This is a genomic window from Streptomyces sp. NPDC048659 (assembly GCF_040650575.1).
Taxonomy (GTDB): domain Bacteria; phylum Actinomycetota; class Actinomycetes; order Streptomycetales; family Streptomycetaceae; genus Streptomyces.
In genome coordinates this window covers 60269-77818 of sequence record NZ_JBEZHM010000044.1, presented here as the reverse complement: position 1 = coordinate 77818, position 17550 = coordinate 60269, and the positions used below count along the sequence as shown (strand labels likewise).

The 17550-nt window shown below is 74.3% G+C and carries 9 protein-coding genes; 7 read left to right on the top strand and 2 right to left on the bottom strand.

Annotated elements, in window-relative coordinates; all coding sequences use genetic code 11:
- Positions 1–109 precede the first annotated feature (109 nt).
- Complete coding sequence (locus tag AB0C99_RS28370; RefSeq protein ID WP_362480781.1) at positions 110–1351, bottom strand: nucleotide sugar dehydrogenase; 1242 nt, start codon at positions 1349–1351, stop codon at positions 110–112.
- Positions 1352–1624: 273 nt separating this feature from the next.
- On the opposite strand from AB0C99_RS28370, the gene AB0C99_RS28365 reads away from it, so the two are divergent.
- From AB0C99_RS28365 to AB0C99_RS28340, 6 genes are all read left to right on the top strand, one after another.
- Positions 1625–3331, top strand: coding sequence for a glycerol-3-phosphate dehydrogenase/oxidase (locus tag AB0C99_RS28365; RefSeq protein ID WP_362480778.1), 1707 nt, complete (start codon positions 1625–1627; stop codon positions 3329–3331).
- Between the two features lie 152 nt (positions 3332–3483).
- The gene (locus tag AB0C99_RS28360; protein WP_362480775.1) at positions 3484–5820 is read left to right on the top strand and encodes a serine/threonine-protein kinase; all 2337 of its coding nucleotides are present in this window, start codon (positions 3484–3486) and stop codon (positions 5818–5820) included.
- Positions 5821–5898: 78 nt separating this feature from the next.
- The gene (locus AB0C99_RS28355; protein WP_362480773.1) at positions 5899–8982 is read left to right on the top strand and encodes a protein kinase; all 3084 of its coding nucleotides are present in this window, start codon (positions 5899–5901) and stop codon (positions 8980–8982) included.
- 187 nt (positions 8983–9169) lie between these two features.
- Entirely contained in the window at positions 9170–10972 is a 1803-nt protein-coding gene (locus AB0C99_RS28350; protein ID WP_362480770.1) for a serine/threonine-protein kinase, read from the top strand.
- A gap of 103 nt (positions 10973–11075) precedes the next feature.
- Complete coding sequence (locus AB0C99_RS28345; RefSeq protein WP_362480768.1) at positions 11076–12698, top strand: succinic semialdehyde dehydrogenase; 1623 nt, start codon at positions 11076–11078, stop codon at positions 12696–12698.
- Between the two features lie 51 nt (positions 12699–12749).
- A complete protein-coding gene (locus tag AB0C99_RS28340; protein WP_362480765.1) occupies positions 12750–14585 on the top strand; it encodes a GMC family oxidoreductase in 1836 nt (611 codons plus the stop codon).
- 683 nt (positions 14586–15268) lie between these two features.
- Here AB0C99_RS28340 and AB0C99_RS28335 read toward each other — a convergent pair.
- Positions 15269–15607: a chorismate mutase gene (locus tag AB0C99_RS28335; protein WP_362480762.1), complete on the bottom strand. Its 339-nt coding sequence runs from the start codon at positions 15605–15607 to the stop codon at positions 15269–15271.
- A 320-nt stretch (positions 15608–15927) separates the two neighbouring features.
- Between AB0C99_RS28335 and guaA the strand changes: the two genes are divergently transcribed.
- A complete protein-coding gene (gene guaA, locus AB0C99_RS28330) occupies positions 15928–17523 on the top strand; it encodes a glutamine-hydrolyzing GMP synthase (protein WP_362480759.1) in 1596 nt (531 codons plus the stop codon).
- Positions 17524–17550: the final 27 nt, after the last annotated feature.

Here is a 17550-nt window from a genome sequence, read left to right as displayed (position 1 = left end):
TCGGCGTGCCGGGCGCACGCCCTCGTACTGGACGTACTTGGGCTTGTGCCCGGTGCGCCGAGAGTGCGTGCATGGCGTCGCGAGGCAGACGGGAGTGTGACGACGGGGCCTAGAGGCGGTGCGCGGCCCCCGCCGGGGTGGCGCCGCGGGTGTCGAGCAGGAGCTGCGCCTTCACGGACAGGCCCTGGAGGTCGTACGTGCGGTGGTGCTGGAGCAGGATCGTCAGGTCCGCGTGGGCGGCGGCCTCGTAGAGCGAGTCCGCGCGGGGGACCGGGAGCTCGCGGACGCGCCAGTCGGGGACGTACGGGTCGTGGTAGCTGACCGCGGCGCCGAGGTCCATCAGGCGGCGGGCGATCTCGTCGGCGGGGGAGCCCTGCCGGTCGGCGAGGTCGGGCTTGTACGTGATGCCGAGCAGCAGGACCCTGGCCCCGCGCGCGGACTTGCCGTGCTCGTTGAGGAGGGTGGCGCAGCGCTGCACGACGTACTGCGGCATCCGTTCGTTGACCTGCCCGGCGAGTTCGACCAACCGCAGCGGGCGGTGGCCGCCGACGGTGTCCACGGGGACGCCGTGGCCGCCGACGCCGGGCCCGGGGCGGAACGCCTGGAAGCCGAAGGGCTTGGTCTCGGCGCAGCGGATGACGTCCCACAGGTCGACACCGAGCTCGTGGCAGAGCACGGCCATCTCGTTGACCAGGGCGATGTTGACGTGCCGGAAGTTGGTCTCCAGGAGCTTGACCGTCTCCGCCTCGCGCGGGCCGCGGGCGCGGACCACCTTGTCGGTGAGGCGCCCGTAGAAGGCGGCGGCGGACTCGGTGCAGGCGGGGGTGAGCCCGCCGATGACCTTGGGGGTGGCGGCGAAGCCGTGGGTGCGGCTGCCGGGGTCGAGGCGGCCCGGGGAGTAGGCCAGGTGGAAGTCGCGTCCGGCGCGCAGCCCCGAGCCGGCTTCGAGGAGCGCGCGGAACGGGCCCTCGGTGGTGCCCGGCGGGACGGGGGACTCCAGGAGGACCGTGGTGTGCGGGCGCAGCCGGGCGGCGAGGGCGCGGGCGGCGTCGGTGACGGCGGTGAGGTCGAGGGCGCCGTCGGGGCCGGGCGGGGCGGAGGCGCAGACGACGGCGGTGCGGACCCGGCCGAGTTCGGCGGGGCCGGTGACGGGGCGGAATCCGGCGGCGAGCATCCGGCGGATCTCGGCGGCGGTGAGCGAGCCGTCGACGGGGGGCCGGCCGGCGGCGAGTTCGGTGACGGGGCGGGGGTCGGTGTCGTAGCCGATGGTGGCGACGCCGGCCGCGGTGGCCGCCTGGGCGAGGGGGAGTCCGTGGTGGCCGAGGCCGATGACGGCGAGATCAGCTGGCATGGAGGTGGGCCGTCCTTCCCTGGTGCCGGAGGGGGTCTGAGGCCGTGGGCGGCTAGCCCGTCGGGACGCGTGGCGCAAGCCCTGTGGACAGAACGAGGCAGGCGCAATGTCAGACTAGGCGTAAATATGACCGATATGCGGCATTGTGGGGCCGAAGGTCGCCGAGTGTTATCCACAGGGGCCGGTTCGGGCGGTGGCCGAAGTCGGAGGGCCGGGACAGAATCGAATCCGTGGGCCCCGACCCGGCCACACGGGGGACGACGGGAGGCAGCGGTGAGGACAGCGACACTGGGACCCGCCGAGCGCGCGGCGGCACTCGCGGCGATGGCGGAGCGCGAGCTGGACGTGCTGGTCGTCGGCGCCGGGGTGGTCGGCGCGGGCACCGCGCTCGACGCCGTCACCCGCGGCCTCTCCACCGGCCTCGTCGAGGCCCGCGACTGGGCCTCCGGCACCTCCAGCCGCTCCAGCAAGCTCATCCACGGCGGGCTGCGCTATCTGGAGATGCTCGACTTCGCCCTCGTCCGCGAGGCCCTGAAGGAGCGCGGCCTGCTCCTGGAGCGCCTCGCGCCCCACCTGGTCAAGCCCGTGCCCTTCCTCTACCCGCTCCAGCACAAGGGCTGGGAGCGGTGGTACGCGGGCTCGGGTGTCGCGCTGTACGACGCGATGTCGGTCTCCTCGGGCCACGGCCGCGGCCTGCCCGTGCACCGGCACCTCAGCCGCGGCCGGGCCCTGCGGGTCGCCCCCTGCCTGCGCAAGGACGCCCTCGTCGGCGCCCTGCAGTACTACGACGCCCAGATGGACGACGCCCGCTTCGTCACCACCCTCGTCCGCACCGCCGCGAGCTACGGGGCGCACGTCGCCAGCCGCGCCCGGGTCGTCGGCTTCCTCCGCGAGGGCGAGCGGGTGGTCGGCGCCCGCGTCCAGGACGTCGAGGCGGGCGGGGAGTACGAGATCCGGGCCCGCCAGATCGTGAACGCGACCGGGGTGTGGACGGACGACACCCAGGCCCTCATCGGCGAGCGCGGCCAGTTCCACGTCCGCGCCTCCAAGGGCATCCACCTCGTCGTGCCCAAGGACCGCATCCACTCCACCACCGGCCTCATCCTGCGCACCGAGAAGTCCGTGCTCTTCGTCATCCCCTGGGGACGGCACTGGATCATCGGCACCACCGACACCGACTGGGACCTCGACAAGGCCCACCCCGCCGCCTCCAGCGCCGACATCGACTACCTCCTGGAGCACGTCAACAGCGTGCTGGCGACCCCGCTGAGCAGGGACGACGTGCAGGGCGTCTACGCGGGCCTGCGCCCGCTGCTGGCCGGCGAGTCCGACGCCACCAGCAAGCTCTCCCGCGAACACACCGTGGCCCACCCGGTGCCCGGCCTCGTGGTCGTCGCGGGCGGCAAGTACACGACCTACCGGGTGATGGCGAAGGACGCCGTCGACGAGGCCGTCCACGGACTCGACAAGCGGGTCGCCGCCTGCGTGACCGAGGACACCCCGCTCATCGGCGCCGAGGGCTACCGGGCCCTGTGGAACGCGCGCGCCGGGATCGCCGCCCGCACCGGGCTGCACGTGGCCCGGGTCGAGCATCTGCTCAACCGCTACGGCTCCCTGACGGAGGAGATCCTCGACCTCGTCGCCGCCGACCCGGCCCTCGGCGCGCCGCTCCCGGCGGCCGAGGACTACCTGAAGGCCGAGGTCGTCTACGCCGCCTCGCACGAGGGCGCCCGCCACCTGGACGACGTCCTCACCCGGCGGACCCGCATCTCCATCGAGACCTTCGACCGGGGCACGCGCAGCGCCCGGGAGTGCGCCGAGCTCATGGCGCGGGTCCTCGGCTGGGACGCGCGCCAGATCGACAAGGAGGTCGAGCACTATGAGAAGAGGGTCGAGGCGGAGCGCGAATCGCAGCGCCAGCCGGACGACCTGACGGCCGACGCGGCCAGGCTGGGGGCGCCCGACATCGTGCCGATCTGACCGGTGCGGGCACGGGACCGCTTCCCGGAGTACGGACCCGGGGGAGGCATCGGTCCCGGAGTGAGGGACAATGAGCTCTCTTCCAGGGCGGGTTGCGGTATCGCCCGGAAGCGGCGGACGCGGGCGCAGATCAGGGATCGACGAGGGGACGCATGTCGGAGGCGGAGCAGTCGCGGGACACGGGGCAGGACCCCCGGCGGGACGCCGCCGCGGGAGCCGCCACCGACGGCGACCGGGGCGCGGTTCCGGCCGCGCGCAAGGCGGACCGGGACCAGGCGACGGACAGGACGGACGGGACGGACGGCAAGGACCCGGCCGGGGCGGCGGGGTCCGGGGACGCGGTCGGCACGGCCGGTGCCGCCGATGAGGCTGACGGTGCCTCCGGTGCGGCCCGTGTCGCCGATGTGGCCGAAGAGGCCGATGAGTCGGGCGCGGCGGATCCCCGGGATCCCCGGGACGCCGTCGGCGCGGGCTCCGGGGCCGGTGGGCGGTCGGGCGCCGACCTGACCAAGAAGCGCGGCACTCCGGCCGGCGTCGGCTCGACCGACGGGGCCGCCCCCGCCACCGGGTTCGGGGCGGACCTGGCCGACGTCGACGCCAAGCGCGCCGCGGGAACGGGCGGGCGCAGCGGCCGTGCTGACACCGCGTCCGCCGAGGGCCGGCTGCTCGCCGGGCGCTACCGCCTCGGGGTCGTGCTCGGCCGCGGCGGCATGGGCACCGTGTGGCGGGCCGTCGACGAGACGCTCGGCCGGACGGTCGCGGTCAAGGAGCTGCGCTTCCCCAACAGCGTCGACGACGACGAGAAGCGACGCCTCATCACCCGGACCCTGCGCGAGGCCAAGGCCATCGCCCGGATCCGCAACAACGGCGCCGTGACCGTCTACGACGTGGTCGACGAGGACGACCGCCCGTGGATCGTCATGGAGCTCATCGAGGGCAAGTCGCTCGCCGACGCCGTGCGCGAGGACGGCACCCTCACCCCGCGCCGCACCGCCGAGGTCGGCCTCGCCATCCTCGACGTGCTGCGCTCCGCGCACCGCGAGGGCATCCTGCACCGCGACGTGAAGCCGTCCAACGTGCTGATCGCCGAGGACGGCCGGGTCGTCCTCACGGACTTCGGCATCGCCCAGGTCGAGGGCGACCCGTCGATCACCTCCACCGGGATGCTCGTCGGCGCCCCCTCGTACATCTCGCCCGAGCGGGCCCGCGGCCACAAGCCCGGTCCCGCCGCCGACCTCTGGTCGCTCGGCGGACTGCTGTACGCGGCCGTCGAGGGCAGCCCGCCGTACGACAAGGGCTCCGCCATCGCCACGCTCACGGCGGTGATGACCGAGCCGGTCGACCCGCCGAAGAACGCGGGCCCCGGGCTGGAGAAGGTCATCTACGGCCTGCTCGCCAAGGACCCCGACCAGCGGCTCGACGACGCCGGGGCGCGGGTGCTGCTGCGCGCCGTGCTCGACGCGCCCGAGGCCCCGCCGGAGCCGTCCCCCGAGGAGACCAGGGTCGTCCCGCTGCCGCCGCTCCCCGAGCGTCCGCCGACCGCCCCGACGGCGCCCGTCCGTGAGAAGCCGGCCCGCGAGAAGACCGGCGAGACGGCCGACCGGATGCGCGGCGCCCTCAACTCGGTGCGGAACGCGGCCGCCGCGGCCAAGCCGGAGTCCGAGCGGCGCCCCGGCGCCCCGGCCCCGGCCCGGCCCGCGCAGTCCCGCGCCTCGCTCACCGACGTCGTCCCGCGCCGCACCCTCGTGATCATCGCGGCGGTCGTCGTCGCCGCGCTGCTCGGCACGATCCTGTACGTCGCCCTCGGCGGCGGCCAGGACGGCACCGACCAGGGCACGGGCACGAACGGCGGCACCACGGCCTCGGCCGGCGCCTCCGGCGGCGACCCGGGCACCGACACCAACGCCTCGGGCGGCGGCCCCAGCCAGCAGGGCGGCGGCGACAAGCCGACCGGCACCACCGGCGGGAAGGGCGGCACCACGCCCGGCAGCACCCCCGGCGGCGAGCAGACCGGCGGCGGCGCGCAGCTCCCCGCCGGGTACGCGACGGTCACCAACAGCCGCTTCCACTTCCAGATGGCGATGCCCTCCTCCTTCAAGCTGGCCGCGATAGCGGGCCAGAACTCGGGGGGCATCTTCCACGCCGGGGGCACCGGCTTCCCGCGCGTCCAGGTCGACTTCAACGACAGCCCGCGCGACGACGCCGCGGCCGCCTGGAACCTGGCCCGGGCCGCCGTGGCCGCGTCCAGCAACAACTACAAGCACCTCGGCATCCGCCCCGTCGAGTACAAGGGCTACCCGACCGTCGCCGACTGGGAGTTCGAGCGCGACCAGAACGGGATGCGGATCCGGATACTCAACCGCGGCTTCAAGGTCGACGCCGAGCGCGGCTACTCGATCATGGTCAGCTGCCGGGCCGACGCCTGGGACGCGGCGGAGTGCAAGACGCTGCGCGAGACGGCGTTCGCGACGTTCAGCCCCAAGGACTGACAGGCGCACGTATGGTGAAAGCCCCCGGGCCCCAAGGCCCCGGGGCACGGGGGACGGCAAGGCGCGGGGGGAGGCGTCGTGGACGACTACGCGGGAAGGGTGCTGGCGGACCGCTATCGGCTGCCCGTACCTCCGGCCGACGCGTACGACCTCGTCGAGACGCGCGCCTTCGACACGTACAGCGGACAGGAAGTCCGCATCCGGCAGGTGCCGCTGCCCGAGGTCGTCGACGCCGAGCTGGTCGGCGAAGAGCCCTACACGGCCCCCGGCCGGGCGACCCGCCGCCCCGCCGACCCCGCCGTCCGGCGCGCCCTGGAGGCCGCCCAGGCCGCCGCGCAGATACCCGACCACCCGCGCCTCGACCAGGTCTTCGACGTGTTCGCCGAGGCCGGTTCGCTGTGGATAGTCAGCGAGTTCCTGCCGGCCACCCCGCTCTCCGAGCTCCTCGCCGAGGCCCCGCTGAGCCCGTACCGGGCCGCCGAGATCGGCTCCGACCTCCTCACCGCCCTGCGCGCCCTGCACGCCCACGGCTGGACCCACCGGAACGTCACCCCGCGCACGGTCCTCGTCTGCGACGACGGCCGCGTCGTCCTGACCGGCCTCGCCGCGGGCGCCGCGGAGGAGGCCCTGTGCGGCTACGCGCCGGTGCCGTTCCCGGACGACGAAGAACTCTCCTTCGGGCCGCGCCCGTCGGCGGGCGCGGTCGACGCCGTCGACGCCGCCGGTGCCGCCGATGCGGCCGATGACCTCCATTACGCCGAGTACGCCGACCACGCCGAAGAGGACGGCGACTTCGGCGACAGCGGCGAGCACGACCCGTACGAAGGCGGCGCCGCGTACGAGCGGCACGAGACGTACGACGACCGCGACGCGAACGACGCCGACGAGTACGTCACCGTGTACCCGCCCGCGCACGAGGGCGGCTACGGGGACGTCTACGAGGCCGACGCGTCGGCCCGCGAGGGCGTGGCCGCGGACCACCGGGCCGAGCTCTACGCCCCGGCCGACACCTGGCAGCCCGAGCCCGCCCGCGAAGCGCCCCGGGAACCGGCGGACTTCTACGGGCCCGAGCCCGCCGGCACGCCCTACGGCCCCGGCCGGGGCGAGGGCGCGCGGTCCGAGGCGCCCGCCGCGCCGCCGCTGCCCGGCACGCCGTCCGCCGCCGACGTGCGGGCCGCGCGGGCCGGGGCCATCGCCGCGTACCGGGCCGGGGCCCGCGCCGCCGCCCGGCTCGGCGAGACCGGCGCGTTGCCCGTCCAGCGCCCGGCCGCCCCGGCACCCGAGCCCGCGCCGGAGGCCCCGACGGACGCGCCCGCCGGACCCGCGCCCGAGACGGCGGCCCGGCCCGCCGCCCAGCCCCCGGCGCCGCCCGTCGCCCCCGCCGCGCACCCCTCGCCGCAGTGGTGGGCGCGGACGGAGGCCGACGAGGACGACGAGGACGACGAGGACGACGACGACAGGGGTGACGGCGGGGCCGCGCCGCCGGCCCGCGCGTACCTCGCCGGGACCTGGAGCGACGGCCCGCACGCCTCGCGCGACGGCGGCGGCCGGTCCGTCCCGGCGGGCGGCGGCGGGCTGCCCGCGCTCCCGGCCGGGTACACGGCGGCGGTCCCCGCGCCCGCGCCCGTACCGTCCCCCGCGGGCCCGGCGGGCGGCGTCCCGGCGTACCGCGGCCCGGTCACCCGGCTCGCCGCCGAGCGGGCCCGGCAGGCGCGGATGGCGGTCGTCGGCCCCGTCACCGAGCGCTGGGCGCCCGAGCAGGCGGGCCCGGTCCACGAGCACTGGCGGCTCGCCCCGCCCATCGGCCCCGCCACCGACCTGTGGGCGCTGGGCGCGCTGCTCTACCGGGCCGTGCAGGGCCACGCCCCGTACCCGGAGGACAGCGCCGCCGAGCTGGTCCAGCTGGTCTGCGCCGAGCCCCCGGCCTTCGCCGAGGAGTGCGGCCCGCTGCGCCCGGTCGTGGAGTCGCTGCTGCACCAGGACCCGACCGAGCGCCCCGACGTCGAGGTGCTGAGCGGCTGGCTGCGCTCGCTGGTGCGCTCGGCGCCCGAGCCGGAGGCCGGGCTCGACGCCGTACCGCTGCTTCCGCCCGACGCGGCCCGGCTGCCGATCGTGCGCCGCCGCGGCGAGCTGGTGCGGCGGCGGCGCGGCGGCGCGGCGGGCGGCCGTCACCGGCACGCCAAGGGAGCCGTCCCGCGCCAGGGCCGCCGCCCCGATGAGGCCGCGGCGGGCCCGGCGGGCCCCGAGGCGCACGCCGGCCACGAGGCGGCGGACCTCCGGCAGCCGGAGTACCGGGACGAGCACCGGGGAGACTCCCGGGGCGAACACCGGGGTGAGCATCGGGGAGACTTCCGGGGCGAGTACGGGGGCGACTTCCGCGACGACCTCCTGCGGGACTCGTTCCACGAGGAGATCCCGCAGCGCCCCGCGCGCGCGGCCAAGGCCCCCCGGAGCGCGGGGTCGCCGCGTTCGCTCGGGCGGATCCTGCTGCTCCTGGTCCTGCTGCTGCTCGGCGGGGCCGTCGCGTACGCGATGGTGGTCATGCCCGGGAAGGGCGAGGGGAAGGCCCCGGCCGCCGCGCCGTCCGGGAGCACCGCCCCGTCCGCGTCCGGGAAGCCCCCGTCCCCGGCGCCCACGACCCCCTCGGGGGCGCCGTCCACCGCGCCCCCGCGCACCACCGCCCCGCCGCCGGGCACCGGCGCCGCGCTCGCCCCCGGGTACGCCGTCCGCAAGGACCCCGAGGGCTTCGAGGTCGGCGTCCCGCGCGACTGGCGGCGCAGCCCGATCAACGACGCCGGGCAAGTGCGCTACACGGGCGGCGACTTCACGCTGATCGTGGTCCCGGGCCGGGACACCGTCCAGGCGAACGGCTCCGACCCCATGGCGTACCAGCGGACCAAGGAGCGCGAGCTCCAGCCCTGGCGGGACTCCTCCTGGTCCAGCGCCTCCGGGCTGCGCCGGATCGACATCGGCCGACAGGCCATGGCGGTGGGGCAGTTCACCTGGCAGGACAGCACCGGCCGGGAGGTGTTCGTGCGCAACCTGGCCCTGATCGAGGGCGGCCGCTACCACGTCGTCCAGGTCATCGGCCCGGAGAACGAGCGGGACAAGGTGTCGGAGATCTACGACCAGGCGGTGAAGGCGTACCGGGCGACCCGCTGACGCTCCGTCCGCACCGCGAGGGCGGGCCGGGGTCCGCCCGTCCGTCGAACCGCCGGGCGGGCCGGGGAACGAACCGCCGAGTGCCCGACGCCCCGCCGGTCACAGTGTTGTTCCACAACCCGCCCCGAGGTTCCGTGCCCCGCACCCCCCTCCGTAACCTTGCTTCCGAGCAAACAGGCGGGGGCACGTGGAACATTCTGAGAGCACCGGCACCGGACTCCTGCTCGCGGGCCGCTACCGGCTGGGCGAGTCCATCGGGCGCGGCGGCATGGGGAAGGTCTGGCGCGCCCATGACGAGGTGCTGCACCGCGTGGTGGCCGTCAAGGAGTTGACGGCGGGCCGGTTCGTGGCGGAGGCCGACCGGCTGGTCCTGCACGCGCGGACGCAGAAGGAGGCGCGCGCGGCGGCCCGGATCACCCACCCCGGTGTGGTCACCGTGCACGACGTCCTGGAGCACGACGACCGCCCGTGGATCGTCATGCAGTACGTGGACGGGCCCTCGCTCGCCGACGCGGCCAAGGAGTCCGGCACGATCGAGCCGCGCGAGGCGGCCAGGATCGGGCTGCACGTCGTGGGCGCCCTGCGCGCCGCGCACGCGGCCGGGGTGCTGCACCGGGACGTGAAGCCCGGGAACGTGCTGCTCGCCCGCGACGGGCGGGTCCTCATCACGGACTTCGGGATCGCGGCGATCGAGGGCGACTCGTCCATCACCCGGACGGGCGAACTCGTCGGCTCCATCGACTATCTGGCACCCGAACGGGTGCAGGGCGGCGACCCGGGCCCCGCCTCCGACCTGTGGTCCCTGGGCGCCACGCTGTACGCGGCGGTGGAGGGCGGCTCGCCGTTCCGCCGCGGCTCGCCGATCAGCACCATGCAGGCCGTGGTGACGGAGGAGCCGCCGTACCCGGAGAAGGCCGGCCCGCTCGCGTCCGTCATCGTGGCGCTGCTGCGCAAGGACCCGGCGCTGCGCCCCCGCGCGGACGAGGCCGAGCGGATGCTGCTGGACGCGATGGAGGGGCGCGCGCCCGAGGCGGCGCAGGCGTACGTGCCGACGCGGCGGATGGGCGCGGAGGAGCTGGCCGCCGCCGCGCCGTCGGCGACGACCCCGCTGCCCGTGCCGCTCGACGGCACGGCTGCCGGTGCCGGTACCGGAGCCGCGCCGGAGCGGTCCGCCCAGGCGGCCTCCTCCCCCTCTTCCGGCTCCTCCGGCTCCTCCGGCTCCTCCGGCGGGAACGGCGACGGCGCCACCGTCCCCGTACCGCCGGGCGAAACCGGCCGACCCGGCCGACCCGGCCGACCGGACCGACCCGGCCGGGGCCGCTGGCGCGCCACGCTGTTCGCGGCCGTCCTCGCCGGGCTGCTCGCGGGCGGCGCGGTCTTCGCCACGATGACCCATCTCGGCGGTACGGGCGGGACGGACGGGACGGACGGGAAGAAGAACGATCCGTCGGTCACCGCGACGACCGGCAAGGACTCCCAGGGCACCAAGGGCGGGCAGGACGGCAAGGATCAGGCCACGGGCGGCGTCCCGGCGGGCTGGGAGCGGGTCGTGGACCCGGAGGGCTTCAGCCTCGCGGTCCCCAAGGGCTGGAAGCGCCGGATGGACGGCGACCAGATCGACTACACGCCGGACGACGGGAAGCACCGCATCCGGATCAGCATCGACCGGTCGCCGGACTTCGAGAACCCGTACATGCACCTGCTCGACCTGGAGAAGATCGTGGCCAGGCGGGCCGAGTACCAGCGGGTGCGGCTCACCCAGAACACCTTCCGTGACCGGGTGAATTCGGCCATCTGGGAGTTCACCTGGATCGAGAAGCAGACCCACCCGGGACCCCGGCACGCCATCGACCAGGTGTACTACGACGACGAGGGCGTCGAGTACGCCCTGTACATGGCCTCGCCCGAGGACAGCTGGGACCGGACGCGCGAGCAGTTCGACATCGTGAAGAAGTACTGGCGGGCCCCCGGAGACCCCGTAAGCCCCTGATCAGGGCTTATGTGCCAGTGAACGCTGGCGCGGTGGGGGAGGGTGGTGAAAACGCGTTACTCACGGGTACCCAAAGGGCGGAATGCGTCCTACGCTCGCCTTCATGACGGACTCGCAGGCACTGCCCACCACGGCCCCCCTCGGCACCAACCCCGTCGCCCCCGCCCCCGCCGGGGCGCGCAAGGCCGCCGACGTGGTCACGCCCGAGCTGATCGCCCGCCTCACCCGCGGGGTCGCGGGCTCCGGCCGCACCGCCAACCACACCCCGTTCACCGGGGCGAAGCTGGCGGACCTGCCCGAGTCCACCCCCGAGGACGTCGCCGACGCCTTCGCGCGCGCCCGCGCCGCCCAGGGCGCCTGGGCGGCGACCCCCGTCCGGGCCCGCGCGGCCGTGCTGCTGCGCTTCCACGACCTGATCCTCCGGCGGCAGGGCGAGATCCTCGACCTCATCCAGCTGGAGACCGGCAAGGCCCGGCTGCACGCCCACGAGGAGGTGCAGTCGGTCGCGGTCGCCGCCCGCCACTACGGCCGCTCGGCCCCCGGCTATCTGCGCCCCAGGCGCCACACCGGCGTCGTGCCGACCCTCACCAAGGTCACCGAACTGCGCCAGCCGCGCGGGGTCGTCGGCCAGATCGCGCCCTGGAACTACCCGCTGGAGCTCTCCGTCGGCGACGCCCTGCCCGCCTTCGTGGCCGGCAACGCCGTCGTGATGAAGCCCGACACCGAGACCGCGCTGACCGCCCTGTGGGCCCGCGACCTGCTCATCGAGGCCGGACTGCCCGCCGAGGTCTTCCAGGTCGTGCTCGGCGAGGGCCCGGTCGTCGGCCCCGAGGTCGTCCGGGGCGCCGACTACGTCTCCTTCACCGGCTCCACCCGCACCGGCCGCGAGGTCGCCCAGGGCGCCGCCGCCCGGCTCGTCGGCGTCACCCTGGAGCTCGGCGGCAAGAACGCCATGATCGTCCTCAGGGACGCCGACATCGAGAAGGCCGCCGCGGGCGCCGTCCGCGCCTGCTTCTCCTCCGCGGGCCAGCTCTGCATATCCATCGAGCGGCTGTACGTCCACGCCTCCGTCGCCGACGCCTTCCTGGAGCGCTTCGCGGCCCGGACCAAGGCCATGCGGCTCGGCAACTCCCTCGCGTACGGCGCCGACATGGGCTCCCTGGTCGGCGAGCGGCAGCTGGAGACCGTCACCCGGCACGTCGACGAGGCCGTCGCCAAGGGCGCCAGGCTGGTCGCCGGCGGCGTCGCCCGCCCCGACATCGGCCCCCTCTTCTACGAGCCGACCATCCTCGACGGCGTCGAGGCGCCGATGGCCGTGTGCACCGAGGAGACCTTCGGCCCGGTCGTCTCGATCTACCGCTTCACCGACGAGGACGAGGTCGTCGAGCAGGCCAACGGCACCCCGTACGGCCTCAACTCCTCCGTGTGGACCACCGACGCCCGCCGCGGCCACGCCCTCGCCGCCCGGCTGCGCACCGGCACCGTCAACATCAACGAGGGCTACGCGCCCGCGTACGGCAGCGTCCGCGCCCCCATGGGCGGCATGAAGGACTCCGGTCTCGGCCGCCGCCACGGCTCCGAGGGCATCCTGAAGTTCACCGAGGCCCAGACCGTCGCCCAGCAGCGGGTGATGCCGCTCGCGCCCTCCTTCGGAATGGACGACGAGAAGTACGCGGCCTTCATGACCACGTCCCTGAAGGTGATGAAGGCCCTCCGCCTGCGCTGACCCGCACCCGTTCGCCGTACCTTCGCAGTCCTTTTCCGTATGAGGAGAGCCATGACCGCGGTACCCCCTGCCCAGAATCAGGCCGAGGACGGCCCGGCCGGCGGCTCGGCCGACGACGGGTACGACTACGACGTCCTCGTCGTCGGCTCCGGCTTCGGCGGCTCGGTCACCGCCCTGCGCCTGACCGAGAAGGGCTACCGGGTCGGCGTCCTGGAGGCCGGCCGCCGCTTCACCCGGGCGACCCTGCCCAGGAACTCCTGGGACCTGAAGAACTTCCTCTGGGCCCCCACGCTCGGCCTCTACGGCATCCAGCGCATCCACCTGCTCGGCAACGTGATGGTGCTGGCGGGCGCGGGTGTCGGCGGCGGCTCCCTCAACTACGCCAACACCCTCTACGAGCCGCTCGCGCCCTTCTTCGAGGACCCGCAGTGGAAGGACATCACCGACTGGCGGGACGAGCTCGCCCCGTACTACGACCAGGCCAAGCGGATGCTCGGCGTCCGGCTCAACCCGACGATGACCCCCTCCGACGTGCACCTCAAGGCCACCGCCCAGGCCATGGGCATCGGCGACACCTTCCACATGGCCCCGGTCGGCGTCTTCTTCGGCGACGGCTCCGACTCCGACGGCTCGGAGCGGGTCAGGGCGAAGCCCGGCGGCGAGGTCGCCGACCCGTACTTCGGCGGCGCGGGCCCCTCCCGCAAAGCCTGCACCGAGTGCGGCGAGTGCATGACCGGCTGCCGCCACGGCGCCAAGAACACCCTCAACGAGAACTACCTGTACCTCGCCGAGAAGGCGGGCGCGGTCGTCCACCCGATGACCTCGGTCGTCGCCCTCACCGAGGACTCGCGCGGCGGCTACGCCGTGAAGACCCTGCCGACCGACAACCGGAAGAAGGGCGCCGGGCGCACCTTCACCGCCCGCCGGGTGGTCGTGGCGGCCGGCACGTACGGCACCCAGACCCTGCTGCACCGGATGAAGGACAGCGGGCTGCTGCCCCGGATTTCGGGCCGGCTCGGCGAGCTCACCCGCACCAACTCGGAGGCCCTGGTGGGCTCCCAGACCACCGACCGCCGCTACCGCAAGCGGCACGGCAAGGACCGGGTCGACTTCACCAAGGGCGTCGCGATCACCTCGTCCATCCACCCGGACGACAACACCCACATCGAGCCCGTCCGCTACGGCAAGGGCTCCAACTCCATGGGCGGGCTCACCGTCCTCCAGGTGCCCTACGGCGCCCACCGGGTCCGCAACTGGCTGGCCGAGCTCGTCAGGCACCCCGCGCTCGCGGCGCGCTCGCTCTCCAACCGGCGCTGGTCGGAGCGGACCATCATCGGCCTGGTCATGCAGTCTCTTGACAACTCGCTGACGACTTTCCGCAAGCCCGGCGGCCTCGGCAAGGGCCTGCTCACCGCCCGGCAGGGCCATGGCGCGCCCAACCCGACCCAGATCGAGGCGGCGACCCGGGCGGCCACCCTGATGGCCGAGGAGATCAACGGCTTCGCCGGCTCCAACATCGGCGAGCTCATGGGCACCCCGCTCACCGCTCACTTCCTGGGCGGCTGCCCGATCGGCGCGGACGCGGCCACCGGTGTCATCGACCCGTACCACCGGCTCTACGGCCACCCGGGCATCTCCGTCGTGGACGGCGCCGCCGTCTCCGCGAACCTCGGCGTCAACCCCTCGCTGACGATCACCGCGCAGGCGGAGCGGGCCATGTCCTTCTGGCCGAACAAGGGCGAGGAGGACCCGCGCCCGCGGCAGGGGGAGGCGTACGTGCGCCTCGGCGCGGTCGAGCCGAAGTCCCCGGCGGTCCCGGCGGAGGCGTTCGGCGCCCTCCGGCTGCCGTTCCTCGGGATGCCGGCGGTGCCGCCGAAGAAGGTCTGAGCCGCCGCGGGCGTTCGGTTCCAGATAAGCGGAAAGGGCGCTGCACCCCCCTCCGAGTGCAGCGCCCCTCCAGCTTCTGGGTGGTGCTGCATAGATGACCGGTGACCTGGGGGATTGGTTGTAGCGCTCTCATGAGATCTTCATGTGACGCGCGTCACGTCTTTCGGGGCCGGTACGCGCAGGGGCCCCGCGTCGCGATTCCGGTCGCGGTCGCGGGGCCCCTGGGAAATGCGGCGCCGGGGGGAGTGGGAGTGCGCCGCTGGGGAGGGAAGCGAAGGGGGGAGCGGGTTCGGGAGGGGGAGGAACGGGACGGTGTGGGGGAGTCGGGTCGGTCGGCCGGTTGCGGCCGGCCCCGGGCGTCCCCGGGACCGACCGCCCTTTCTGGGTGACCGGGCTGCTGTCCCCTGCCGTCCGGTCACATGCGCTGGGTCGAGGTCCCACGACGTACCAGAGGTACGTCACACGCCCCAGCGAAGCCACGCGTGGTCTTTTTCGGGCCCGCCCCTGGCTGGCACGGACAACACCACCAACGAAGCGGCGCCCGGCCCGGTCACGCGCCGTACGGGTGAGGACGCGACCGAACTCGGGTGCGGGGACGCACCCCCGGGGGCCCGCCGGCCGGATCCGGCCCGGACGCGGCCGGATCCGGCCCGGACGTGGCTCGGCCGTGGCCCGGGGGCGGCTCAGATGCGGCCCCGGCACAGCTCCAGCATCGTCATCGCGAGCGCCGTGCCCGGCTTGCCCAGCGCGTCGCGGTAGTGGCCGAGGACCTCCATCTCGCGGGCCAGGTTCACCCGGCGCCCGCCGGAGGAGATCCGGGCCTCCTGGATGACCGCCGAGACGGCCACCCGTTCCTGGATCAGGCCGATGATCCGGTCGTCGAGCGCGTCGATGCGCTCGCGGGCGTCGCCGATCAGCGCGGCCGCCTCGCCGGTGCGGGCGCCGGTCTTCTCGGTGGCGGAGGTCTCCGTGGTGCTCGTGGTGCTGGTGGTGGCGGTCGTGGCGGTCGTGGTGGTCGTCATGTCGGGCTCCTGGTGGTGTCGGGAGCCCCGGGCGGTCCCGGCCCGGAAACGACAGACGCCCCGGGCCTTGTCGGCCCGGGGCGCCTGGGAAGTCGCTTGTCAGTTGCTCAAGCAGCACGACCATGGCAGCCGGTGGGCCGGTTGCCATAGGTAAAGACGTAGGTCGTGAGCTTGCGCATGGGGACAGTATGGACCCCTTTGCGAGCCGCGGGGCAATCCGGGTTCGGATGGTGAGACGAAAACCGGCCGTGGCTCGCCGGTAGAATCGACAAATAGCCCCCCTTCGGGGGAACCGCTCCTACCGCCGGAAGGCCGCCGTAGTGTCATCAGCGACCCCCGCTGCCGCGCCCGACGTCGTCACCAACCCGGACGTAGTCCTCGTTGTCGACTTCGGCGCCCAGTACGCCCAGCTCATCGCCCGCCGCGTCCGTGAGGCCCGGGTCTACAGCGAGATCGTTCCGTCCACCATGCCGGTGGCCGAGATGCTGGCCAAGAACCCGAAGGCGATCATCCTCTCCGGCGGTCCCTCCTCGGTGTACGCCGAGAACGCCCCGCGCCTGGACCGCGCGATCTTCGAGGCCGGAATCCCCGTCTTCGGTATGTGCTACGGCTTCCAGCTGATGGCGACCACGCTCGGCGGCACCGTCGACAACACGGGCGCCCGCGAGTACGGCCGTACGCCGCTGCACGTCTCCAAGGCCGGCTCCACCCTCTTCGAGGGCACCCCGGTCGAGCAGTCGGTGTGGATGTCGCACGGCGACGCCTGCTCCGCCGCCCCCGAGGGCTTCAGCGTCACCGCGTCCACCGACGTGGTGCCCGTCGCCGCCTTCGAGAACGACGAGAAGAAGCTGTACGGCGTCCAGTACCACCCCGAGGTGCTGCACTCCACGCACGGCCAGCAGATCCTGGAGCACTTCCTCTACCGCGGCGCCGGCATCCAGCCCAGCTGGACCACCGGCAACGTGATCGAGGAGCAGGTCGCCGCGATCCGCGCCCAGGTCGGCGACAAGCGCGCCATCTGCGGCCTGTCCGGCGGCGTCGACTCCGCCGTGGCCGCCGCGCTCGTGCAGAAGGCCATCGGCTCGCAGCTCACCTGCGTCTACGTCGACCACGGCCTGATGCGCAAGGGCGAGACCGAGCAGGTCGAGAAGGACTTCGTCGCCGCCACCGGCGCCAACCTGGTCGTCGTCGACGCCCAGCAGCGCTTCCTCGACGCCCTCGCCGGCGTCTCCGACCCGGAGACCAAGCGGAAGATCATCGGCCGCGAGTTCATCCGCGTCTTCGAGCAGGCGCAGCTGGAGATCCTCCAGGAGGAGGGCCCCGAGGTCGCCTTCCTGGTCCAGGGCACCCTGTACCCGGACATCGTCGAGTCCGGCGGCGGCACCGGCACCGCCAACATCAAGTCGCACCACAACGTGGGCGGCCTCCCCGACGACATCGAGTTCGAGCTCGTCGAGCCGCTGCGCCAGCTGTTCAAGGACGAGGTCCGGATGGTCGGCCAGGAGCTCGGCCTGCCCGAGGAGATCGTCCAGCGCCAGCCGTTCCCCGGCCCCGGCCTCGGCATCCGCATCGTCGGCGAGGTCACCAAGGAGCGCCTGGACCTGCTGCGCGACGCCGACGCCATCGCCCGCGAGGAGCTGACGGCGGCCGGTCTCGACCGCGAGATCTGGCAGTGCCCGGTCGTGCTGCTCGCCGACGTCCGCTCCGTCGGCGTCCAGGGCGACGGCCGCACCTACGGCCACCCGATCGTGCTGCGCCCGGTCTCCTCCGAGGACGCCATGACCGCCGACTGGTCGCGGCTGCCCTACGAGGTCCTCGCCAAGATCTCCACCCGGATCACCAACGAGGTCGCCGACGTCAACCGCGTCGTCCTCGACGTGACCAGCAAGCCGCCGGGCACCATCGAGTGGGAGTGACCCCGCCGCGCGCGTGAGCGCGGGCGG